This window comes from Dyadobacter fanqingshengii, from assembly GCF_023822005.2.
GTDB lineage: Bacteria > Bacteroidota > Bacteroidia > Cytophagales > Spirosomataceae > Dyadobacter > Dyadobacter fanqingshengii.
The window spans coordinates 2,999,294-3,022,288 of the sequence record NZ_CP098806.1; the positions used below are offsets into that span (position 1 = coordinate 2,999,294).

Genomic DNA, 22,995 nt, shown 5'->3' on the forward strand with positions numbered 1-22,995 from the left:
AACCTCTCAATGATATGAAATATTTGATACTCCCTCTATTAACCCTGGCGCTTTTGACCAGCTGTGGCAGCGAAGCAAAAAAAGACAAAGTAGCTGAACTGGAAGCCGAAGTAATGACCATTCACGACGAAGTAATGCCGCAAATGGATCAGATCATGACATTAAAGTCGCAGCTATCCAAGAAAATACAGCATATGGATAGCCTTCAAAATGAGGGGATAAGCAGTAACACCATCGCCGAAGAACGCATCAAAGCGGTTGACCTCAATCAAAGGCTCAACGAATCCGACAAGCTGATGATGAGCTGGATGCACGCATATCGTGGTGATTCTGCTAAGAAATTAGCGCCGGAAGGAGCTGTGGCTTATTTTGAAAAAGAGAAAGAAAAAATCCTGGAAGTGAAGCAGGTAACAATAAAGTCAATTCAAGAAGCGCAAACATTTTTGGAATAACACGTTATGATACAAGTAAAAAACGCCGTTCATATATACACATTCGTTCTTACTGCATTGATTTCCAGCTTGATCAGCTGCAAGAATGAGCGCAAGCTGCCTATTTTGGGAGAACGTGACGCGGTTAAGAAAACGGTGGACGGCAAGGAAGTTGTTGATACGGTTTATAATTCCATTCCTGCTTTCACTTTTGTAAACCAGGAAGGCGATACGGTTTCTGAGAAAATTGTGGAAGGCAAAATATATGTGGCCGACTTTTTCTTCACAACCTGCCCTACCATTTGCCCGATCATGAAGCGTCAAATGGTTAAAGTTTACAATCAATACAAAGGCAATCCGGAATTGATGATCCTCTCCCACTCTATCGATCCGGATCACGACACGCCCCAGGTTTTGAAGAAATTCGCGACAGATCTTGGCGTTCAAGGCGATCAGTGGCAGTTTTTGACAGGAGAAAAGGAGAAAATTTACGAGATCGGCCAAAAGCATTATATGACCACTGTTAAAGAAGACAAAACTGCGGACGGCGGCTACCTTCACAGCGGTGCGTTCGTTTTGATTGATAAGGAAAAGCACGTAAGAGGCATGTACGACGGCACGACCGAGGAAGGAACTCAGAAATTAATTGCTGACATTAAAATCCTGCAGGAAGAATATAAGCAGTAAGTTACTCTCAATTTAATGACCAAACCAGCGATTTTTCTTCTGTTTGTTACCTCAATGTTTGCTTGTAAAAGCGCGTCAGAATTGAAGAGCGAGCAGTATTTTGTGGAAGGATACCAACTTTATACCACCTATTGCGCCAATTGCCATCAGACCGACGGCAAGGGCATGTCCAACCTCTATCCTCCGCTGGTGAACTCATCCATTCTCGATGATAAATCCGCCGTTGCCTGCATTATCAGGAATGGAATGAAAGGCACCATTCTCGTGAACGGAAAAGAATTCAATCGCCCTATGCCTGCGAATCCGAAGCTTACAGAAATCGAGATCGCTGAACTGGTCAGCTTCGTTAGTATGAAATGGGGAAAAGACAGCGTATATACGCCTATCGAAGCGGTTCAAGTTGCTTTAAAGGACTGCAAAGCGTATTAAGGCGTGCCGCTAAACTTGTAGATCCCGGTCGCCTTTCGGAATTTGATCCTGGTGAAATCCTGCTCGGCATCCATACCAATCGCATTGGTGATTTCCGAAGTTCTTTTATTGATAACCGAGAGCGGTTTTTCAGTAAAAACTTTGCGCGTCCTCGGGCTCCAGTTAAGCTCCGTTGTAGTTAGTAACTCTTCTGTTTCCGACTTCACCACGCGCACATTTCCTTTCACAATGTAAACATCCGCGGCTTTATCATAATGTCCTGAGTCCGAACGCAAGCGGGTGACGATTGTGCCTGTCGTATCGTAGAAGTTAATGTTGATCGTATCCGGGAAAACTTGTGCTTCGTTTTGATAAGCAAGCCTTCTCGGCGTCTTCATCACTACTTTCAACTTCCCCTGCTCGCTATATTTTACTTCAACATCATTCACTACTTCAAGCGGGCCTGTATATAACGCACCCACTTTATTTTGTTTGCCCTCACAAGCTGCCAAAAGCCACACAGCCAGCACAATAATACAAAAAGGAGATAAAGATCTATCTCCTTTTAATATATGCTTGAAGATCAATGCAATACGCATATAAGCCTTTAATCAATTTTTTGTTTAACAAACCACCTTTCCAAAAGCGTTACGCCCAGCACAACGCGTCCATAGCGTTCGCGGATCATACCGCCGCCCGTGTCCCCTCTCTGACCACCAACGAGCGCAACGGATAGAAAGTTCTGATAACCGCGCCCCATAGGGAAGGTGAAGCCCAAACTCACACTAGCATCATTAACATCCTTATTCCCAATGGAATAAGGCGTTTTTCCATAGCTGAAACCAACACGATATCTTACCAGATCAAAGTAGTTGAGCGATGTAAATCTGGGAAGATATTCGGCGCCTATATTAATGCGACCTACATCATTCAAGCCGTCATTTGAGTTGTCAAAACTCCTGTATTTAGACCATTGCTGGTAACTGAAATCTGCCGAAAGGACCAGCTTAAATGGCCATTCCAAACTTCCTCCTACTTGAAGCTGATTAGGCGTTTTAAGTCCGCCACCCACCGCGTTGTCGAGCGTGTCGGGGTTGATGATGTTAAGCGCATTGGACGTCACTTCGAAAGTGGTCGTCCGGTCGGCATTGATAGTAGTTCCAAAGCTGTAAGACGCACCCAGGTTCAGGTTCAGCTTGTTTTCTTTTTTAATAGGAATTCTTAATGCAGCACCAGCGCGAAATGCAATGTCATTATAAGTCGTTCTGTCATTTAAGCTCACAACTGGCTCGTCTGAAATGTCCAGACCATTTTCCAGAGAAACTCTGTCAATCAGAGAAACCTCCGTGGCTTTACGCACATTGCCGAAGAAATAGGAGCTTTCCAGTCCAAGGCTCAGGTATTTGGTAACCTGAAAAGAAGTTGTTACCGAGGCTTTATTAATGCCCCCCTTACCGGTTGTATTATAAATACCAACATATTCTGTTCCCATTACATCGCGTACTGATGCATTGCTGTAATCAACAAATGTGTATGGTTTAAGGCTTACACCCAGGACCCAGCGCGGACTCACCGGAAACGCCAGCGATACATATGCAAGGTTTCCACCCGCATTGGTTTGCTTTTCCGAACCCGAAACAACGTCTTTATACTGGCCTATAAGTCCTATATCCAGCGTAGTAAATCGGTTGCGGACCCAAAGTGCAGGATTGAGGTTATTGATCTGAAACCCGGAGCTGGTACTAACGCCCGACTGCCCCATTCCCACATTGTCAGAATAAGCATCTCCGTAAAACTCGCCCATTCCCAATGATGAGTATGGAGAATTGCCCAGGCCTTGTGCTTTCAGCGCCGTATTGAGGTATGTACAATTCCAAATGAGTGCAATTGCAAAAGTGAGTATTCTGAATCTACTGTAACGAGACATTATATGTTAAAATTCTGTTCAATCCTATTAAAACCAATTCCGGCACCGCAAAGATGGGTGGTTTCAGGCTACTTTCAAAAAAAGCAGCATCTCCTCCACATAATAGTACGCGCAAATCCGGTGAATTGTGACGGTACTTTTCAATAATTCCCTGCATTTCCGCAAGAACCCCGTTCATTACGCCGCTTTGCATGGCACTGCGTGTGCTCTTTCCGATCAATGGCGGCTCTGGTTCAGGTTCTACTAGAGGAAGCCGCTTAGTGAACGAATGCATGGCATTGAATCGCATCTTCACCCCCGGGGAAATCAATCCGCCCTGAAACACTGCATCTTTATCAATCAGATCGTAAGTAATGCAAGTGCCCATATCAATCACAACGAGATCTTCACCGGGATACAGAAAATTAGCGCCAGCCGAAGCTGCAATCCGATCTGCACCCAAAGTTTGCGGTGTATCATAATTTTTTGTGATCGGCAGAGGCGTTTCCGGCGATAAGTTGTATATTTTCAATGACTTACCCAAAGCACTCTCGAAATCAGCTGCGTTGTAACTTACAGATGAAAATAAAATGTTTTCCGGCATTTCCGAGCGCACCGCTTCGATCAATTCGCTAAATGTAAGGTGCGTCGTATATCGTATAAGTTTCTCTTCCCGGAACCACCCTACCTTCGAATATGTGTTCCCGGAATCAATGACAATGTTCATAATTTTGCAAAAGTCCTACATTTGGCGCACAAAAACTAACGCTTACGAAAGGCTCAGCGGTGTTTTATACATTCATTATCAAGCCCTAATGATTTGTATCAGAGCGTGCAGGCTATTTAGTAGCTATTTTTTTGAATTGTGAAGTTATTTGTTTTGAAAATAAAATAACTTTCTTTACCTTCGTCGCTATAAGTCCAGTATCGACTTCTAAATCCAAATTCCATCACGCGATAACTCTCAACGTTGTCGAGGTTTTAAAAATCTTGCAGATTTACTGTCTTTACTTCCTTTATTTAATTGCTAACTTTCAGAGTAGATCCATCAAAGTTTTTCAGTTTGTAAAGTCAGCACCCGGACTTATACAGAAGATATTTTTTCAATATTAATGACCATCACGTCACTTCGAGATATGCTTCTCGGCTTTTGTCCAAAAAAATTCAAAACCTTAATATCCATTCGGTAAAGTGTTACTTTACTTTCCCTTGTCTGTATGCCTACAATTGATGAATTAAACATTAAGCTTTTATCAGAGCTTAAAGAAATAGCTGGCAACCTTGGCGTTGCAGAGTATGCTAAACTCCCTAAAAAAGAATTGATAAACAGAATCCTGCTTAAACAGGAGCCTGCTGCGGTTACCGAAGCTCCCACAGCTTCCGAGCCTGTTAATATGGCCCCTGAGGCACATTCTGCTGCCCCGACGGCCGAAGATTCGGATGATTATAATTCCGATGAGCCAAAGAAAAAAAGGGCACGCAGACCAGCTGAGAATGCTGCCGGAGATACGCTGAAACCTGCTAACAACAGGCCGGCCAATGCAAACAACAGACCGGCGAGGCTAAAAAAAGACAGTGCATCGCCCGTTCCTTCGCCTGCTCCCCTATTTGATACATCCCTGAGAAATCAGCGTCCTGATATAAATGACCGACCAAAAAATTTAGACATTCGTGAAGAAGCGGATTCTGACAGCGACACGCTGAATGATTTGGGCAAAGAAGAAATTACCAACCAACCAGAGGCAGAAACACCTGCTAATGAGGAAGTTGTTTCAGAGAAATCTGAAATTAACCTGGAAGAAGCTGCGGCGGCGGCCAAAGAAGAAAAGCAGAACCGCCAGCCAAATCAACCTAATCAGCCGAATCAGTCTAACGATTCAAGCGACCGCCAACCGCAACAGCCTCAGCAACCTGCTCACCGCGACGATCCATCCTCGAAAATCAAACGCAATTACAACAATTATGTAAGGGAGTTTGACGGATTGATCGTTAATGAAGGGGTCCTTGAAATCATGCAGGATGGCGGCTACGGTTTCCTTCGTTCGGCAGATTACAATTACCTGGCTAGTCCTGATGATATATATGTGTCACCTTCGCAGATTAAGCTTTTTGGTTTAAAAACCGGTGATACGGTAAGAGGACAGATTCGCCCACCGAAAGAAGGTGAAAAATATTTCGCATTGCTTCGTGTTGAAACCGTTAATGGTAAAACAACAGAGGAAATCAGGGATCGTATTCCTTTCGAATATCTTACGCCGCTTTTCCCTGAAGAATGCTTGAAGCTAAGCTCCCGTCCTGACCAATATTCTACAAGGATCCTCGATCTTTTCGCTCCTATTGGAAAAGGACAACGTGGAATGATCGTTGCACAGCCAAAGACGGGTAAGACTGTTTTACTGAAAGAAATTGCAAACGCCATCACACGTAACCACCCGGAAGTTTTTCTTTTGATCCTTCTGATTGACGAACGCCCGGAAGAGGTTACGGATATGCAGCGCAGTGTAAGAGCAGAGGTTATTGCTTCTACATTTGATGAGCAAGCCGACCGTCACGTGAAAGTAGCGAGCATTGTTTTGGAAAAAGCCAAAAGAATGGTTGAATGCGGACATGACGTGGTTATTCTGCTCGATTCTATCACACGTCTTGCACGTGCCTATAACACGGTGGTTCCTTCATCCGGTAAGATACTTTCGGGTGGTGTGGATGCGAATGCATTGCACAAACCAAAAAGATTCTTCGGAGCAGCAAGAAATGTTGAACATGGCGGATCGCTGACCATCATTGCAACAGCATTGATCGACACAGGTTCGAAAATGGACGAGGTTATCTTCGAAGAATTCAAAGGAACGGGTAACATGGAATTGCAGCTGGATCGTAAGCTATCCAACAAGCGTGTATTCCCTGCAATTGATGTAATGGCTTCGGGCACGCGTCGTGAGGATTTGCTTTTGGATAAAGAAACATTGAAAAAAGTGTGGATCCTGAGAAAACATATGTCCGACATGAATGCCATGGAATCCATGGACTTCCTGCTTGAACACATGAAAGGCACCAGAAGCAACGAAGAATTTTTGATCTCCATGAACCGATAAGCATTCAGGCTAATGGAAGATTTGAAGATTATAGAAGGGATCGGGCCAAAGATTGAGGAATTGCTCAATCGGGAAGGCATTCATACTATTGAACAGCTCGCCGACACCTCCATTATCAGATTAGCAGCCGTTTTGAAAAAAGCCGGTCCGCGGTTTCAGATCCAGAATCCTACTTCCTGGCCAAAACAAGCATTACTGGCCAAGGAACAGCAATGGGATGAATTGGATCAACTGAAAAAACTGATCATTTCAGGGAAAGAATCCTGACAACATATAAATACTAAAAAGCCCGCTCCTGAACCAGAAGCGGGCTTTTTCCTTTATTATGGTTGGTATTACAAAGTCGAAACTGTTCTTTGGATAAATTGCGTTAAGTCGCTTCCTGATAACAGTCCTTGTGAAAGCAATGCAAGATCAAAAACCTGTTTTGCCAACGATTTCTGCGCTTCCTCATTTTCACTTTGCAGCACGCGGCTAATGACCGGGTGGTTAGAGTTCAATGATACAGTGTACATTAACGGCATATCACCGAACATAGAACGCTGTCCCGAAGTCGCCTGCATGTCGGTCATACGACGCATAAATTCAGGGAATGTGATGACAACGGGCAATTCATCCACAGGCATTGCCTCCACCTGCACGTGCGCGCTTTTGCTTCCCGCCACTTCTTCAAAGATCTTTTTCACTTTATCCTGATCATCTGACGAAAGAATGCTTTCCAATGTTACATCCTTTTCAACCAGCTTATCGAGCGTATCCGCATCCACACGCTTCACATTCACTTTTTCAAGCTTCTGTTCAAGCGCATTGATAAAATGTGAATCAATGATCGTGGTGAATGTCAGGACGTCATAGCTGCGTTTTTTAGCCGACTGGATAAACGCATCCTGCTTTTTCTCATCTGTTGTGTAAAGCCAAACCTGTGTGTCGTTTTTATCCGTCTGGTTGCCTTTCACGTGCTCCCGATATTCTTCAAATGTAAAGAATTTGCCTTCTGTGTTTTTCAACAAGCAGAAATCCTTCGCTTTTTCATAGAATTTATCGTCGCTGATGATTCCGTATTTTACAAAAAGCCCGATATCATCAAATTTTTTCTCAAAACCTTCGCGGTCATTTTTGAAGATCTCCGAAAGCTTATCCGCCACTTTACGTGTGATATAACCATTGATCTTCTTCACATTACCATCTGCTTGCAGATAGCTTCTTGAAACATTCAATGGAATGTCCGGCGAGTCAATAACGCCGTGCAAGAGTTGAAGGAAATCGGGAACGATGTCTTTTACTTCATCCGTAATGAACACCTGACGGCTATAAAGCTGAATTTTTTCACGCTGTCCCTGAAAATCATTTTTCAGTTTAGGGAAATAAAGCACGCCTGTTAGATTAAAAGGATAATCCACATTCAAATGGATCCAGAAAAGCGGGTCTTCGCTAAACGGATAAAGCTCTTTGTAGAAAGCCAGATAGTCCTCATCTTTTAGGTCAGCAGGATTTTTTGTCCAGATCGGATTCGGGTTATTGATGACCTTTTCTTCAAATTCAATCTCGATAGGAAGAAACTTGCCATATTTTTCAAGGATGCCGCGCAGACGGTGTTCATCCAGAAACTCCTCAGAATCAGCAGCAATGTGCAGGATAATGTCTGAACCACGCTCTGCTTTCTCAGCTGGCCCCAATTCAAATTCCGTGGAACCATCACATTCCCAACGCACTGCTTCCGCGCCTTCCTGATATGATTTGGTAATGATCTCTACATTTTCCGCAACCATGTAAGCAGAATAGAAACCCAGCCCAAAATGGCCGATTATCCCCTTATCACCTTTGCCATCCTCGCCTTTATCCTTGTATTTTTCAACAAATTCGGTCGCTCCCGAGAATGCGATCTGGTTAATATATTTTTTGATCTCGTCCGCAGTCATACCAATCCCATTATCGCTGATCGTAATGGTTTTGGCCTCCTTGTCCAGCTTAACAACCACTTTCAGGTCGCCCAGCTCTCCGTTGAATTCCCCGTAAGAAGCCAGTTTTTTAATTTTCTGAGAGGCGTCAACTGCGTTGGATACTAATTCACGTAAAAAGATTTCGTGGTCCGAATAAAGGAATTTTTTGATTATCGGAAATATGTTCTCGGTATGAATGCTTAAGTTTCCTTTTTCCTGAATCACTGATTCCATAGTTATGCCGTTTTTGTTTATATTATTGAAGAAATTGTTTTTTCTGTGTTGCAATACAGAATACAAATATGCGTTCCAAATACAATTAAAATGCCGGTTGGCTGACAGATTGTCAGGAATGCTGAATTCGTTACATAAAATCAATTGGTTGGTAACTGACTGGCTTTTTTCTTAATATTGCGATCTGTAAACAACTCAACTAAAATCATCCAAACAGTTCATTCAGAACACCAATTAGTAACATGAATCTTATTAAAAAACTTTTTGCAGGCGTATTCTTATTGAGCGCAATATCGGCTTGCACCACAATGAATTCTGTCCCTCTTTCTAATTATACAGTGTTTACGGAAGATCTTCGCCGCGACCTGGAATCAGCAAACATTGAGATAGCCAAAGTTCAGTTTTTCAATGACAAGGCAATCAACATTCGCAGAGAAGTTTCTGACCCGAACGACATTAAGGTAAATCCGGAAGGACAAATCACGATGAGCAATGGTAAAAGCATTCAGACCATCAATGTACTTCCTTTTACACCTGGCGTAGCATTGAGCTCCGATAATGGTGTTATCCATGTTTCCTGGGACGATACGCAGCAGGATACCAAAGGAATGAAGTTCAATCTGAGCGGCCAGAATTATTTCCTGGACGTGCTGCCAAACAACAAGTTTGATTACAAAGAAAGGACATTCGATCTGCAAGGTGGAAACGGAGCACGTCTTTTTGTAAAGAAAGACCTTTTGAAACAAGTAAAAAATTCGAGAGAAACCTTGAAAGGCCGGAAAGTAGGCCAATAACATATCATTATAAACGCAAAAAGGTCAGGCAATCCTGACCTTTTTGCGTTTAATGTGTATTTAGTTGAGATTGAAATACTGGTTTTTTTCGCCTGTGATCTTTGGCTTGTTGATGATAGCCGAGTTCTGTATCAAAACCAGCAACATTAACCCGATAACAACTGCCAGCCCAATCTGAAGGAAAGAAATAATCCCGAAGCTCGCGATATCACTTTTTGATTCTTTCATCAGATCTTTTCCAATGCTGGACTGAATGTTCGTCAGCTCGTTAAGGTTCGTAATCGTGTTCTTAAATGTGTTTGATCCCGCGCCAGCAAACAGTTTCTTGCCTTCTTCCTGAGCGCCTGCATTGCACAGGTTCAGCACCGACTTCTCCAATGCCTTATATTTGAGCACTTCGGTTTTAAACGCTATGAGGCTTTTGGCCTCTTCATCCACAAGATATGTTTTTTCAAATGCCCCGATCAGCGAATCAATGCGCCGGTTATGATCGCTTAATTGCAATTTTATCTCATTTTTATTTTCTGCGCCGTTCGTCAGCAAGTATTCTTCAAGCGAAAGACGCTTCCCGTACAGGTTTTCTGTTAGATAAATGATGGTAGTCGCCGGTATCAAACGATCCTGATAAATAGATGAGAAAGACTTGTCAATCCCCTCCATATTGCGTCTGGACAGCAGCGTGGCCAATATGATCAACCCCATAATGCCTCCCAGAAGCAAAGCCGCTTTCAATTTTTGTTGAATCACAAAAGACCATTTCATGCAATGACTGTTAAAAATGGAAAACTCTGAACGGAAGTTTTGAATTAAAAAAATACTAAAACTCCTCCGTATAATAACGTTTTATTCACTACAAATATATGGTCAATATAAGCAAATATGGAAGATAATCCGGCAAATGGGATATCATTTCCGAATCGTGGTATAATTTTGTTACATTGATTACATAAAACACTCTTCCGTTCATGAATGAAGTTGCAATTGATTTCAGTAAGGTTCACCAGATTCAGGTTTTTGGAATAACTATTTTGGAACCTTCGACTGTAATTTCTAGTCTAATGATGACCGTCATATGCATTTATGCATTTGTCCATTTGGGTAAATTGGGACGGGCGCACAGGATGTACAGACAAATCCAGTTTTTCTTTCTTTTTATGGGAATTGCGACGGCAATTGGCGGCGTTCTCGGGCACGGCTTCCTATACCTGACCGGTCAGCCAGGAAAAATCCCGGGCTGGTTTGCCAGTATGATTGCAGTGGCGCTGTTTGAACGTGCTGCCATCTGGCACATCAAGCCACTGTTACAGAAGCGTAATGGACTGATTTTGGGATGGTTAAATTACGTAGAACTTGCCGTGTTCTTCATACTGACATTCATCACGCTCAATTTTTTGATTGTGGAAATTCACGCCTTTTATGGTCTTTTCCTCATGCTTTTCTTGATAGAAATTTATGTGTACAAGAAGAAAAAAGATCCTGGAAGTGTCAATATTTTTATAGCGACGGGCTTAGGAGCTGCTTCGGCTGGTCTCCACGCACTGAAATTCAGTTTTGGCCCGTGGTTCAACTACAATGACATCAGCCACATCACAATGGGTGCTTCAATATGGTTTTACTATCTGGGAGCAAAACACATGACTTATTACGGAGACGAAGTCATCAGGCCTAAAGAAGTGCTCGAAAGCGAGGCCTGATCAAATTGGTCGTAAAAAAGAGGATGCCACACAATGTGACATCCTCTTTTTTACGACCAGCAAGACTATTTGTTTGGCTGGGGCGTGTAACGAAGATATGGCTTCACAATGTTAAGGCCTTTCGTAAATCTTTTTTGCGCATCCTCCGTGCTCACCGCCGGAACAACGATCACATCGTCGCCATCTTTCCAGTCGGCTGGCGTTGCAACTGAATAATTTGCAGTCAATTGCAGCGAGTCAACCACACGCAGGATTTCGTTAAAATTACGGCCTGTGGAAGCTGGGTAAGTCAGGGTAAGCTTAATTTTCTTATCCGGTCCAACGATAAACACAGACCTAACTGTTGCTTTTTCACTGGCATTCGGGTGGATCATATCATAAAGCTCCGCAACCTTGCGGCCTTCATCGGCAATGATCGGGAAATTAACTTCGGTGTTATTCACTTCATTAATATCCGGGATCCAGCGATTGTGCGAATCAATGTCATCCACACTCACTGCGAGCACCTTTACATTGCGTTTCTCAAATTCTCCTTTTAAAAGAGCAGTTTTACCAAGCTCGGTTGTGCAAACCGGGGTAAAGTCGGCAGGGTGAGAAAATAGCAATCCCCAGCTATCTCCCAACCACTCATGAAACTTGATCTGGCCTTGGGTGGTGTTTGCCTCGAAATCAGGGGCAATATCTCCTAGTCGAAGTGACATAATTATTATGTTTTAAATGAAAAATCTAATCTACTGACATTATAGAGTTTAACACAAAAATAAATAATAAGTTTCAAAAGTGCGTTTCTCTGATTAAGATGCTTTTTTGTTTAATTTGAACTATAAAGAAGGTTTTTGTTTTCTCCAATAAACATTCACTTCTGTTGCCATGAACTTAAAATTGCCTGTTTACCTGGATAATAATGCAACCACTCCAATGGACCCAAAGGTTTTGGAGGAAATGTTGCCCTACTTTTCGGAGAAATTTGGCAATGCAGCCAGCCGCACGCATTCTTATGGCTGGGAAGCTGAGGAGGCCGTGGATATGGGCCGAGAAAATATCGCCAGCCTGATTGGCGCACATCCGCAGGAGATCGTTTTTACATCGGGTGCAACTGAGGCCGTTAACCTGGCTATTAAGGGTGTTTGGGAGAGTAATACTGAAAAAAAAGGGCATATCATCACAGTTGTTACCGAGCATAGGGCCGTTCTGGACACTTGTAAGCGCATTAAAAACCTGGGCGGCTCAGTCACTTATCTGCTCGTTGGGTCCAATGGGTTGATTGATTTGAAAGAGTTGGAACAAGCGATTACACCAGAAACATTGCTGATTGCTGTGATGTATGCTAACAATGAAACGGGCGTTATCCAGCCGATCAAAGAAATAAGTGACATTGCAAAAGCCCACGGCATTCTGTTTTTCACCGACGCGACTCAGGCAGTAGGTAAAATTCCGGTGAATGTGCAGGCGGACGGCATTGACTTGCTGGCTTTCAGCGCGCATAAACTTTATGGCCCCAAAGGCGTTGGCGCGCTTTATGTAAGAAAGAAAAATCCAACCGTGACGCTCACTGCCCAGATTGATGGTGGTGGCCACGAACGCAATATGCGCAGCGGCACACTCAATGTTCCCGGCATTGTAGCTTTTGGTAAAGCCTGCGAAATCTGCACTGAAAAACTAGCATCGGAAAGCGAGCAACTAAGTGCATTGCGCGATCATTTTGAAACGCAGCTTTTGGAATTGCGCCACATTGATATCAATGCCGGAAACACGCCTCGCCTGCCACACGCGACCAACATTTCATTCCATGATATTGATGGTGAAAAAATGATTTTTGAGGCAGCTAGCGATATTGCATTTTCAAGAAGCTCAGCATGCACTTCCGCAACACTTGAACCCAGTTATGTTTTGAAAGCAATGGGTCTTTCTAATGAATTGATCCACAGCACATTCAGGTTTAGTTTTGGCAGATTTTCTACGGAACAGCAAGTAGATCATGCTGTTAAGGTAATTTCTAAAATTGTAAAAGAGCATCGGAGTGAAAGAAATTACGGACATCATAAAGTCATATGAGCTAGCGGTAGCGGTGGGAAAGAAAACTGCCCTGGCAACCGTCGTGCATGTCGAAGGTTCGTCTTACCGGCGTCCGGGTGCGCGCATGCTCGTCACGGATGATGGCCAGCTCACCGGCGCCATCAGTGGCGGTTGCCTGGAAGGAGATGCGCTCAGAAAAGCATTATTGGCCATTTCTCAACAAAAAAATAAACTTGTAACATACGATACAACAGACGATAATGACACTACATTGGGTGTTCAGCTCGGCTGTAATGGCATAGTTCATATCCTTTTTGAGCCCATTCATCGCGATGATGCCGCAAATCCAATTGCACTTTTGAAAAAGGCATTGGAAAAGCGGCAAAATGCAGTGGTAATCACATTATTCTCGCTTAATTCAAGAATTGCAAGCCAACCGGGAACCTGCTTCCTGAATCTGGAAACAGACAAAATCACCATTCATAACGCATTGGGGCATAACGTCCTGGAACAAATGCTTCCCGAGGCGGAGCTGGTGAAGGAACGACAGGAATCGTTTTTCAGGGAATTTGCTTTTAATGGTCAGAAATTAACGGGGTTTGTGGAATATTTGCGTCCAGCGCCCGCATTGATCATTGCAGGCGCTGGTAATGATACAATTCCGCTGTCTGAAATGGCGCATATTCTGGGTTGGGACGTTACGGTTGTCGATGGTCGCAATGGACATGCGACGAAACAGCGCTTTCCGAAAGCGAACAATGTTGTTGTTGCAAAGCCGTCAGAAGTTTTGTCTAAAATCGAGACCGACGCACAGACCTTTTTTGTGCTTATGACCCATAACTACAACTACGATCTGGCACTGCTAAAAGAACTGATCAACCTGGAAGCATGCATTTACATTGGGGCGCTTGGCCCGAAGAAGAAATTGGAAAGAATGTACGGTGACCTTAGAAATGAGGGAATCGAAGTAACTGACGAGCAAAAAACGAAAATTTTCGGCCCTGTCGGACTGGATGTTGGTGCTGAGACTTCCGAAGAAATCGCATTGTCTGTTTTAGCTGAAATCAAGGCAGTTTTGAATGGCAGAACCGGGATCTCGTTGCGGAAAAAACCTGAGCCTATTCACAGCAGGTCAGACCAGAAAGTGGATTACCATAAATCCACGCGGGAAGATTTTCTGTGTGAAATACAAACTAGTCAATCCTGAATCATGCAGGAACTGTCGGGATATGCGATCATTATCCTTGCTGCGGGCAATTCGTCACGCCTCGGAGAACCTAAGCAACTGCTTAAATACCAGGGTACAACGCTCATCAGGCATATTACCGAAGCAGCCATTGAAGCCAAATGCGCAGCTGTAATCGTCGTAACCGGTTCTAATGCATCCCTGATCAAGGAAGAACTGCATTCACTTTCCTATCACGTTGTCAATAATCAAAACTGGGAGAAAGGAATGGCTTCTTCTATTGTAACAGGTGTTCGTGAAGTCATTAAAAAACATCCGAACATTGCCGGTGCAATCTTTGCCGTGAGTGACCAGCCATTTGTCAATGTTACATTATTCAATGCATTGATTGATAAAGCATTGGAACAAAAATCCGGCATTGTGGCATCGGAATATGATAACACTTTTGGAACGCCCGTTCTCTTCTCCAACAAATATTTTCCTGCCCTGCTAACTCTTAGCGGAGCCGAAGGAGCTAAAAAGCTCGTAAAAAAGTTCGCCGACGACGCGACTTCTATCCCATTCCCACTGGGCAGCATTGATATCGATACGCAGGAAGATTACCAGAAACTGCTGCGGAACAGCTAAATCGTCTCTATTTCCACTCTTTAAAAAAAATTTTAGCAATAGATTGCTTATTGATATCTGATTTCTACCTTTACAGTGCACTACTTAACTAGAACACTAAACATTTCCAGGATGATCCACCTTGACCGCGTAACCTTTGGATATAGTAAGAAGAAAAAACTGTTTGAGAATTTGTCGCTTAACCTGGAAGCCGGGCATATTTATGGCTTGCTAGGAACAAATGGTGCGGGCAAATCGAGCTTACTGCGAAATATGGTGGGGCTGCTTTATCCGCAGGCGGGTAACATTAATGTTGCGGGTCATGAACCAAAAAAGCGGCTTCCGGCATTCCTGCAAGACGTTTATTTTTTGCCGGAAGAAATTTACCTGCCGTCGGTTACCATGAAGAAATATCTCGAAATGATCGCTCCTTTCTATCCAAAATTCGATGAGGCGCAGTTTGACGGATACATTGTCAACATGGATTTGCCGGAAGGTAACAAGCTGACAGATATGTCGTATGGACAGCGGAAAAAGTTTCTCATTGCATTCGCGCTTTCCACCAACACGAAGATTCTGATCATGGACGAGCCGACTAACGGATTGGACATTCCTTCGAAAAGTCAATTCCGAAAACTGGTTTCAACGAACCTTGACAGAAACAGGCTTATCCTCATATCAACACACCAGGTGCGCGACCTCGACAATTTGATTGACTCGATCATTATTCTGGAAAGCAGTAAAATTTTGATTCAGCACAGCCTGGACACAGTGGCTGAAAAGTTATGTTTCGGTACATTACCCAGCATCGAATATGATGATCGCGTTATTTATTCCGAACCATCAATGAAGGGTTATAAAGCTGTTTTTGAAAATTCAGACCTTGAAGAAAGCCGCGTGGACCTGGAATATTTATTCAATGCAGTGCTCGGCAACCCGGAACGGATCAGACAAATTTTTACCAAAAAATGACACAGTTCTTTTTATCCCTGCTGTTGCTTTTGCTGGCGATGCTCACGCAATCGCTGCTTCCTATCATCAATTGATCTCTATTTATCATGAATCAGACATTTGACATTCACCGGTTCGCACTCGTCATCAAGCTCGACTTTTTTGAGCGCGGCAAAAATTACCTATTGATCGCGGCTATTTTGCTGGTTTTATTACTTGCAATGATGCTCCCCATTACAACGTCGAGTAAGCCAGTGGGCTTTTACGAGGCTTTGCATTATATGGCTATTTTCATGGTTATGCTGTTTGCAACTACTTTTTACACAGGCAGCGCCATGACGCATTACTCCGCTTTTCCAACCTCAATCAGCAGTTTAATGCTCCCTGCCTCGAATTTGGAGAAATTTCTCAGTGCGCTCTTCTACAATTTAGTGTTCATCATTCCGTTTTTAATTCTTTTTTTCCAGCTGCATTACAAAACGATTGATGCTGCCAATGCCCAATTTCCTGCTAAGAGCTACAAATACCCGTACATGAAACCGGATTTAGCGGTCTACTTTTGTTTTGCCTATTTGATGTTGCATAGCATTCTGTTTTTAGGGTCAATATATTTTTCAAAACGGTCATATGTCAAAACTGCGGCGTTCATCGTCATTGCCGTGCTTATTGTGTTCACAACCCACATCATGCTGTCGGGTTACTTGGCCCACTATCCATCCAGAATTAACACTTTGCCGCTTGCCGGCTGGCAAATCTGGTATTTCGATGGACAAAATATCGCTGCAGGGATAAACGAACTGCATATCACACACCCGGAAGGCGCTTATCGTGCTATACAAGGTTTCACGGCGCTTTTTATCGTGAGCTTTTGGTACATGGCCTATTTACGACTAAAAGAAAAGGAAGTTTAAAAAACGCATTCATGGAATTTAAAGATAAACAGTCTATTTACCTGCAAATTGCCGATTACATCTGCGAGCAGATCTTGTTGGGTAAATGGCCTCCCAACGAGCGCATTCCGTCTGTGCGGGATTTCGGCGGAATGCTGGAAGTGAATCCAAACACAGTAATGCGGACATATGATTTTTTACAAAATAAGGAGATCATTTTTAACAAAAGGGGCATTGGTTATTCGGTGAGCGAAGATGCACAACAGCGTATTTTGATTTACAAAAAAGAGCGCTTCCTTGAATCTGAACTGCCGGAAGTTTTCAAAACACTTTATCTGCTTAATATCACAATGGACGAAGTAAAAACGCTATATGACCAATTTGTCGTAGACACATTTCCGCTAAACAATTAATCTAAACGCTATGAAAGCCAGCAATATATTACTCGTTATAATGCTCTCGATGTTTCTGACAGCGGTGATCGGATCGGATTTGGTCCTAAAAAAAAGGTTTGATTTGCTTGACAGGAAAGATCCGTTCACAGGTTACAAAGGACATAGTGTCGAACCATTTCGTTACGTAAAGTTGCAAGGACAGCACTTCGGCTTTAGTGAGATCAGTTATGGTGAAGATTATGAGATCAAGTCGATTTTAGATCAAAAAAATGTCAGCTGGAAAGTTGTAAATGATACGCTGATCGTCAAATACGACAAAGAATTACCGCAAGGATCGCGATTCAACGAAAATATATTTTATTCCAGACCAGCCGTCTACATTTTAACCCCCAAATTGGATGGACTGGAATCCAACGAGATCATTTGCAAGATCAAAGGTTTCAAAGGAGACAAGCTGCAAGTGAAGCAGCATGGAGGTGCGATAATGTTGTCGGAAAATCAGGTAACCGACCTTGATGCGCAATTCAGCGCCGGTACAATTGTGAAATTGAATGGTATGAACCAGTTTGGAAAAGGCAAAGTCGTTGTGATGGACAGCAGCAATTTTCAGGTCGATCAAGATATTTTCGAATCATTAGACCTGGAAGTTTCAAACAGCGCGCGTGTTAATTTGCCCGGAAGCCTGCTTAGGAAACTTTGAATTTTTTTATCTCCGGGTTGAAAACCTGAGCAATGATATCTGTCATGCCTGACGGCTTTTTTTGGAAGCTACAGTGCCGTCAGGCACAAACACTATTTGGCCCCAGGTTTCAACCCGGGGACTTTAATTGAAAATGCTGAAAATAATACAGAATGAAATTGTTTTTCTATTTAATCCCAAGCATTAAACTCGTGCTGCCGCCAGCATTTGTAGTGGGCAGCACACCGTTCCACTTGGAAACCCATTCCTGCTGGATCAGCAATGGTGTTAATGTTTTCTGCCGCAGCTGATTAGCTTCTGCTTCGGCCCGCGCTTTGATCAATGTTGCCTTCGCCTGGCCTTCCGCACGGGCGATTATCACTTTTGCTTCCGCTTCCGCTTGCTTCGCCATGTTTTCGGCCTTCAATCGTGCTTGAATCGAAGTATTTTTCTCGTCGATCATTTGCCGCAACGAAGGCGGCGGCGTGATAGCTGAGGTTAGCTGGTCGTATATGAATCCATCTTTGCCCAAAGTCTTGGTTAGCACATTCTGGACGCGGTCTTCAAATGCCTCCCGGTTTGACATAACGCTATCCGAACTGAACGAGTTGGCGACGATTCTGTAAGCGTCATATATGGTATTCTTCATAAATCCCTGCTGAATTTCTCCTAACGGTCGTCTGTATTGGCGATAGATTTGAGGAACTTTTTCCGGATTAATGTGATAATTCAGCTTAGGATCTACCTTAAATTCTGCTGCGTCCTTTGTTGTAATTACAAAAGAATCGTAATCAACACTTTGCGTGAAAGTTGGAAATTCAATGATCTTGGTAGTCCAGGCGTTATACCAAACCCGGCCGGTAACCAATGTAATGTTGTCAACCCCTTTGTCGGAGCCGTACAGGTTAATGCGAATGCCAACATTCCCTGCATCGATGTTTTCAAATGTGAAAGGCTGAATAAAAAGCAAAATAACAGCCACGAAAAAGCTTACAGAACCGATAATTATTTTCCTACCGAGGGTCATCATATTTTAGATTTAAACGAGCTGAAAAACTGATTGAGATCCGCCAAAAGAAAATAAATGGCACTGCCAATGATTGCCAAACCGCCAAAAACCAGCAGGTCGGACTGAGCGTTAACAAGTTTAAGGGAATAAGTGATGACGATGATAACCGCCACGATTTTCAGAAAGTGCTTCATGTCTGTGAGGTTTGTTTCAAGTAAATTTAATGCTACTAAACCCAGACTTATAATAAATTTATTCAGTGGTGTCTTTGGAACGTTAAACGTATCAAAAACCATTACAAACAAAAAGACGCACCATTTTCAGATGCGTCTTTATTCATATTAGCTTTTTAAATTCAGAGCATTGCCGCCGCTGCCCGATCAATAAACCAGTGCAGCTGTCCTTTAACAGGCTTTATAATCTGAGAAGGATAAAGATCAGTGTTAGGCTCGCCGTTCAGAACATGCTTTAATGTTTCTGCTTTTCCGGCACCTGCTGCCAAAAATGCAACACAGGCCGCATGGTTTACGACCGGGGCCGTCAATGTGATCCTGAACATTTCCTGAGCCGGTAAATAAAACGCCTTAACCCAGTCATTTTCCTCATGAATCACCTCAGTGCCAGGAAATAACGAAAGCGTATGACCATCATCACCCATCCCTAACAACACGAAATCGAATGTAATTTCCGAGTCGTTGAAATAATCTTTCAATACTTTTTCATAAGCAAAGGCCGACTCTTCCGGTCCGATATCGGTGCGCATGATGTGGATGTGAGCGGGGTTAACCGGCACTTTATTCAGCAATTCATCATAACACATCTTTGCATTGTTCCGCGAATCTTCAAAAGGGACAGCGCGTTCATCTCCCCAGAAAAAATGGATTTTTTGCCAGTCAATCGCCTCTTTGTAAGGCGATTCCGCAAGCAATGCATAAAGTTGTTTGGGCGTGCTCCCTCCGGACAATACGAATGTAAACCGATCCTTTTGCGACAGCACCTCCCTGATATAATCACTTAACCAGGCAGCCAGATCGTGACTGAGCCGCCCGGTGTCGTTTGCAATGTGCATTTCCATATGTTAAAGCGCTGGTGGAAGGTTGATCCATGTATGTCCGTCGCGTGCAAGCAGCGCATCTGCGCCATCCGGCCCCCATGAATCCGGCGCATAATTAGGAAAATCCTGTGGTGTTCTGCTCTCCCATGTTTCCAGGATCGGCATAATCACTTTCCAGGCAGCATCCACCTGATCATTGCGCATGAACAATGTTGCGTCGCCCTCCATTACATCCAGCAGCAATGTTTCATAAGCTTCCGGTGCATGTTCACCAGCGACTGCATCATAATCGAATGTCATGTCTACGGGATCCAATGTCATAGTCTGACCCGGACGTTTCGCCTGAAAACGTATGCTGATATCCATATTCGGTTGAATACTGATCGTCAACCTGTTAGAGCGCCATGTTTCCGCAGCTTCTGCCGGGAACGCGTAATGTGGAGCCGGTTTGAACTGTAAAGTAATGTGCGTAGCCTTTTGATTCAAAAACTTACCCGTGCGAACGTAAAATGGAACGCCCTGCCAACGCCAGTTATCAATATAAAACTTGGCAGCGGCGAATGTATCAATGTTGGATTGTGGGTTAACGCCTTCTTCCTGACGATACCCAACCACTTTTTCACCTTTTTTCCAACCACCGGAATATTGCCCGCGGACAGCATAATCGTGAACTTGTTCCTTTGTAATGCGGCGGATCGCATTCAATACATCCACTTTTTTGTTACGGATTTCATTGGCATCAAAAGAAACAGGCGGCTCCATAGCGATCATACAAAGGATCTGCAAGATGTGATTCTGGACCATGTCGCGCAAAGCTCCCGCATGTTCGAAATAACCTCCTCTACCCTCTAAACCAACACTTTCAGCTGCTGTAATCTGAATGTGGTCAATATAATGTCTGTTCCAAAGCGGCTCAAAAAGTGCATTCGCAAAACGCAATGCGAGGATATTTTGAACCGTTTCTTTTCCTAAATAATGGTCAATACGGAAGATTTGCTCCTCAGCAAACATGCTGGATAACAATTCATTAAGCTCATGTGCGCTTTCCAGATCGTGTCCAAAAGGTTTTTCAACAACAATTCTGGTCGTGCCTTTTTCTGAACAAATTTTCAATGCACCTAACTTCTGCGCAATCGAAGGGACAAGCTGCGGTGCAACGGCCAGGTAAAATATTACATTGGGATGCACGCCCCATTCTTCTTCTTTTTGTTTAACCAAATCCGTGATCAAATGGTAAGCAGCGGCATCGTCTCCATCCATTTGCAAATAGGAAACGTGCTCGGTAAATTCTGTCCAATGACCATTTTGCTTGCCTTTCCGGCGCGAAAACTTGGTTACTCCGTCCAGTAAATGCTCGTGATATTTCTCGTTGGAGTAAGCACTGCGGCCAATGCCCGCTATGGCAAACTTCTCAGGCATCCAATTATCCAAAAAAAGATTATAGAGTGCCGGAGTTAGCTTCCTGTAATTAAGGTCCCCGCTTCCTCCGAAAATAAATAATACTGAGGCAGGTGGACGTTTATTGGTTTGCATAAAATTTCTAATTTATTGTTGACCCCACTCTGTATGAAAAGTACCGGGGATATCGATACGTTGATAAGTATGCGCTCCAAAATAATCACGCTGTGCCTGGATCAGGTTGGTCGGCATGCGCTTGGATTTATAAGCGTCAAAGTAGGCCAGTGACGACATTAACCCTGCTGCCGGCACTCCCGCCTTGGCTGCAAACGCGATCAGCGAACGCGTATTCTCTTCTACCGACTTAACGACTTCGGCAACCTCTTGGTTCAGCAGAATGTTGGATAATTCCGGTGCTTGCGTATATGCATTCGTGAAGACTTCCAACAAGGACGAACGGATGATGCAGCCGCCCCGCCATACGCTCACCACTTTCGGAAGCGGAATGTCCATAGCCAGATCTTTCGAAGCCTGGAACAGCATGGCAAGTCCTTGTGCATAAGCCAAAATTGTCCCGAAATACAATGCATCATGCACTTCCTGGACCAGTTCGTCCGAAGGAGCAGATGATCCGTAACCTTCCTTTGCATAAATTTCAGCAGCCTGCACACGCTCATCTTTATAACCAGACAATGTCCGCATTGCCACGGCCGTATCAATAACCGGCACAGCGACAGGCAGTTCCATCGAATCTTGTGAAGTCCATTTACCAGTTCCTTTCGAGCCAGCCTTATCAGAGATCATGTCGACCAGATGTTCCTCCGTCTGATCGTCTTTTTGTAAGAATATATCCGCTGTGATTTCAACTAAAAATGACTGCAAATCTCCTTCATTCCATGTTTTGAACACTTCGTGAAGCTGCTGATTGGTAAGTCCAGCGTGTTTTAAAATCGCGTACGACTCGCTGATCAATTGCATGATCGCGTATTCAATGCCATTATGCACCATTTTCACATAATGACCTGCTCCTTCTCTTCCTAAATAAGCAACACAAGGCGTTCCGCCCACTTTGGCGGCAATGGCTTCAAGCATAGGCCTAACATGCTCATATGCAGCCTGATCGCCCCCGGGCATAATGCTTGGGCCCGTACGAGCGCCCTGCTCACCACCGGAAACGCCGATGCCCATAAAATGTATCTCTTTCTCGCGCAGGTATTTTACGCGTCTCAAAGTATCCGTATAATGTGAATTTCCACCATCGATGATCACATCGCCCTTTTCCAGCAACGGAATCAAAGAATCGATCACGTCGTCAACCGGCTGTCCGGCCGGAACGAGCATCATCACCTTGCGGGGACGTTGCAGAAGCTGGATCATTTGCGCAAGCTCCGCCACCCCTTTAACAGTGGTTCCAGGCGTTGCAGCAGATTCCAATGCTGCGTTTTTGGCCCCATCCTTATCGAAACCGATAACAGAGAAGCCATGATCGGCCATGTTGAGCAACAGGTTCCTACCCATCACCCCAAGTCCGATCATTCCAAAATCGAATACGTTATTTGACATAATTTAAGCGTCTTGAATAAAGAAGTTGCAATAATAAAGGAATTTACGCTATGGGATTCGCT

At 43.7% G+C, this 22,995-nt stretch carries 25 protein-coding genes; 14 read left to right on the forward strand and 11 right to left on the reverse strand.

The genetic code is table 11. The annotated features are described in order from the left end of the window. The first annotated feature begins 14 nt into the window (after positions 1-14). Genes NFI81_RS12485 through NFI81_RS12495 form a run of 3 tightly spaced genes read left to right on the forward strand, consistent with a single transcriptional unit; the run spans position 15 to position 1,547 of the window. Positions 15-452, forward strand: a complete 438-nt coding sequence (locus NFI81_RS12485; protein ID WP_234612108.1) for a viral A-type inclusion protein — start codon at positions 15-17, stop codon at positions 450-452. A 6-nt stretch (positions 453-458) separates the two neighbouring features. Beyond that, on the forward strand, positions 459-1,118 hold the full coding sequence (locus NFI81_RS12490) for an SCO family protein (RefSeq protein WP_234612107.1): 660 nt from the start codon (positions 459-461) through the stop codon (positions 1,116-1,118). Between the two features lie 54 nt (positions 1,119-1,172). Further along, positions 1,173-1,547: a c-type cytochrome gene (locus NFI81_RS12495; RefSeq protein ID WP_234612106.1), complete on the forward strand. Its 375-nt coding sequence runs from the start codon at positions 1,173-1,175 to the stop codon at positions 1,545-1,547. Here the strand turns inward: NFI81_RS12495 and lptC are convergent. From lptC to NFI81_RS12510, 3 genes are read right to left on the reverse strand one after another with little or no spacing between them, the layout of a single operon-like run. Continuing rightward, positions 1,544-2,125 carry an LPS export ABC transporter periplasmic protein LptC gene (gene lptC, locus NFI81_RS12500; protein WP_234612105.1) on the reverse strand — a complete coding sequence of 194 codons (582 nt, stop codon included), beginning with the start codon at positions 2,123-2,125 and terminating at the stop codon, positions 1,544-1,546. The genes NFI81_RS12495 and lptC overlap by 4 nt on opposite strands. Positions 2,126-2,133: 8 nt before the next feature. After that, positions 2,134-3,453 (reverse strand): BamG family beta-barrel-assembly machinery protein, encoded by a 1,320-nt coding sequence (gene bamG, locus NFI81_RS12505; RefSeq protein ID WP_234612104.1) that lies wholly within the window; start codon positions 3,451-3,453, stop codon positions 2,134-2,136. Continuing rightward, entirely contained in the window at positions 3,437-4,159 is a 723-nt protein-coding gene (locus tag NFI81_RS12510; RefSeq protein ID WP_234612103.1) for a type III pantothenate kinase, read from the reverse strand. Before NFI81_RS12510 ends, bamG begins: the two co-directional genes overlap by 17 nt. A gap of 490 nt (positions 4,160-4,649) precedes the next feature. On the opposite strand from NFI81_RS12510, the gene rho reads away from it, so the two are divergent. Both rho and NFI81_RS12520 read left to right on the forward strand, forming a co-directional pair. Further along, on the forward strand, positions 4,650-6,524 hold the full coding sequence (gene rho / locus NFI81_RS12515; RefSeq protein ID WP_234612102.1) for a transcription termination factor Rho: 1,875 nt from the start codon (positions 4,650-4,652) through the stop codon (positions 6,522-6,524). Between the two features lie 12 nt (positions 6,525-6,536). Then, positions 6,537-6,791: a helix-hairpin-helix domain-containing protein gene (locus tag NFI81_RS12520; protein WP_234612101.1), complete on the forward strand. Its 255-nt coding sequence runs from the start codon at positions 6,537-6,539 to the stop codon at positions 6,789-6,791. A 68-nt stretch (positions 6,792-6,859) separates the two neighbouring features. Here NFI81_RS12520 and htpG read toward each other — a convergent pair whose 3' ends face one another. Then, on the reverse strand, positions 6,860-8,698 hold the full coding sequence (htpG, locus tag NFI81_RS12525; RefSeq protein ID WP_234612100.1) for a molecular chaperone HtpG: 1,839 nt from the start codon (positions 8,696-8,698) through the stop codon (positions 6,860-6,862). A gap of 308 nt (positions 8,699-9,006) precedes the next feature. On the opposite strand from htpG, the gene NFI81_RS12530 reads away from it, so the two are divergent. Continuing rightward, positions 9,007-9,492: a hypothetical protein gene (locus NFI81_RS12530; RefSeq protein ID WP_234612099.1), complete on the forward strand. Its 486-nt coding sequence runs from the start codon at positions 9,007-9,009 to the stop codon at positions 9,490-9,492. 60 nt (positions 9,493-9,552) lie between these two features. Here NFI81_RS12530 and NFI81_RS12535 read toward each other — a convergent pair whose 3' ends face one another. Then, positions 9,553-10,254, reverse strand: coding sequence for an MCP four helix bundle domain-containing protein (locus NFI81_RS12535; RefSeq protein WP_234612098.1), 702 nt, complete (start codon positions 10,252-10,254; stop codon positions 9,553-9,555). Positions 10,255-10,457: 203 nt separating this feature from the next. On the opposite strand from NFI81_RS12535, the gene NFI81_RS12540 reads away from it, so the two are divergent. Continuing rightward, entirely contained in the window at positions 10,458-11,186 is a 729-nt protein-coding gene (locus NFI81_RS12540; RefSeq protein WP_234612097.1) for a DUF6962 family protein, read from the forward strand. Between the two features lie 65 nt (positions 11,187-11,251). Here the strand turns inward: NFI81_RS12540 and NFI81_RS12545 are convergent, their stop codons facing one another. Next, complete coding sequence (locus tag NFI81_RS12545) at positions 11,252-11,887, reverse strand: peroxiredoxin (RefSeq protein ID WP_234612096.1); 636 nt, start codon at positions 11,885-11,887, stop codon at positions 11,252-11,254. 169 nt (positions 11,888-12,056) lie between these two features. Between NFI81_RS12545 and NFI81_RS12550 the strand changes: the two genes are divergently transcribed. The 7 genes from NFI81_RS12550 to NFI81_RS12580 all read left to right on the forward strand — a co-directional run bounded on the left by NFI81_RS12550 (position 12,057) and on the right by NFI81_RS12580 (position 17,930). After that, positions 12,057-13,241, forward strand: coding sequence for a cysteine desulfurase family protein (locus NFI81_RS12550; RefSeq protein ID WP_234612095.1), 1,185 nt, complete (start codon positions 12,057-12,059; stop codon positions 13,239-13,241). Continuing rightward, complete coding sequence (locus NFI81_RS12555) at positions 13,207-14,409, forward strand: XdhC family protein (RefSeq protein ID WP_234612094.1); 1,203 nt, start codon at positions 13,207-13,209, stop codon at positions 14,407-14,409. Before NFI81_RS12550 ends, NFI81_RS12555 begins: the two co-directional genes overlap by 35 nt. 3 nt (positions 14,410-14,412) lie before the next feature. Continuing rightward, entirely contained in the window at positions 14,413-15,015 is a 603-nt protein-coding gene (locus tag NFI81_RS12560; RefSeq protein WP_234612093.1) for a nucleotidyltransferase family protein, read from the forward strand. A 111-nt stretch (positions 15,016-15,126) separates the two neighbouring features. Beyond that, positions 15,127-15,966, forward strand: coding sequence for an ABC transporter ATP-binding protein (locus tag NFI81_RS12565; RefSeq protein ID WP_234612092.1), 840 nt, complete (start codon positions 15,127-15,129; stop codon positions 15,964-15,966). A gap of 86 nt (positions 15,967-16,052) precedes the next feature. Continuing rightward, positions 16,053-16,856 carry a hypothetical protein gene (locus NFI81_RS12570; RefSeq protein ID WP_234612091.1) on the forward strand — a complete coding sequence of 268 codons (804 nt, stop codon included), beginning with the start codon at positions 16,053-16,055 and terminating at the stop codon, positions 16,854-16,856. A gap of 11 nt (positions 16,857-16,867) precedes the next feature. After that, on the forward strand, positions 16,868-17,248 hold the full coding sequence (locus tag NFI81_RS12575) for a GntR family transcriptional regulator (protein ID WP_234612090.1): 381 nt from the start codon (positions 16,868-16,870) through the stop codon (positions 17,246-17,248). 10 nt (positions 17,249-17,258) lie between these two features. After that, positions 17,259-17,930, forward strand: a complete 672-nt coding sequence (locus NFI81_RS12580) for a hypothetical protein (protein WP_234612089.1) — start codon at positions 17,259-17,261, stop codon at positions 17,928-17,930. 166 nt (positions 17,931-18,096) lie between these two features. On the opposite strand, the gene NFI81_RS12585 is transcribed toward NFI81_RS12580, so the two are convergent. The 5 genes from NFI81_RS12585 to gnd all read right to left on the reverse strand — a co-directional run bounded on the left by NFI81_RS12585 (position 18,097) and on the right by gnd (position 22,933). Then, positions 18,097-18,939, reverse strand: a complete 843-nt coding sequence (locus NFI81_RS12585; protein ID WP_234612088.1) for an SPFH domain-containing protein — start codon at positions 18,937-18,939, stop codon at positions 18,097-18,099. Further along, positions 18,936-19,112 (reverse strand): hypothetical protein, encoded by a 177-nt coding sequence (locus NFI81_RS12590; protein ID WP_234612087.1) that lies wholly within the window; start codon positions 19,110-19,112, stop codon positions 18,936-18,938. Before NFI81_RS12590 ends, NFI81_RS12585 begins: the two co-directional genes overlap by 4 nt. Before the next feature lie 161 nt (positions 19,113-19,273). Then, a complete protein-coding gene (gene pgl / locus NFI81_RS12595) occupies positions 19,274-19,987 on the reverse strand; it encodes a 6-phosphogluconolactonase (RefSeq protein ID WP_310589229.1) in 714 nt (237 codons plus the stop codon). 9 nt (positions 19,988-19,996) lie between these two features. Further along, positions 19,997-21,505, reverse strand: a complete 1,509-nt coding sequence (zwf, locus tag NFI81_RS12600) for a glucose-6-phosphate dehydrogenase (protein WP_234612085.1) — start codon at positions 21,503-21,505, stop codon at positions 19,997-19,999. 12 nt (positions 21,506-21,517) lie between these two features. Further along, positions 21,518-22,933: an NADP-dependent phosphogluconate dehydrogenase gene (gnd, locus tag NFI81_RS12605; protein WP_234612084.1), complete on the reverse strand. Its 1,416-nt coding sequence runs from the start codon at positions 22,931-22,933 to the stop codon at positions 21,518-21,520. Positions 22,934-22,995 lie beyond the last annotated feature (62 nt).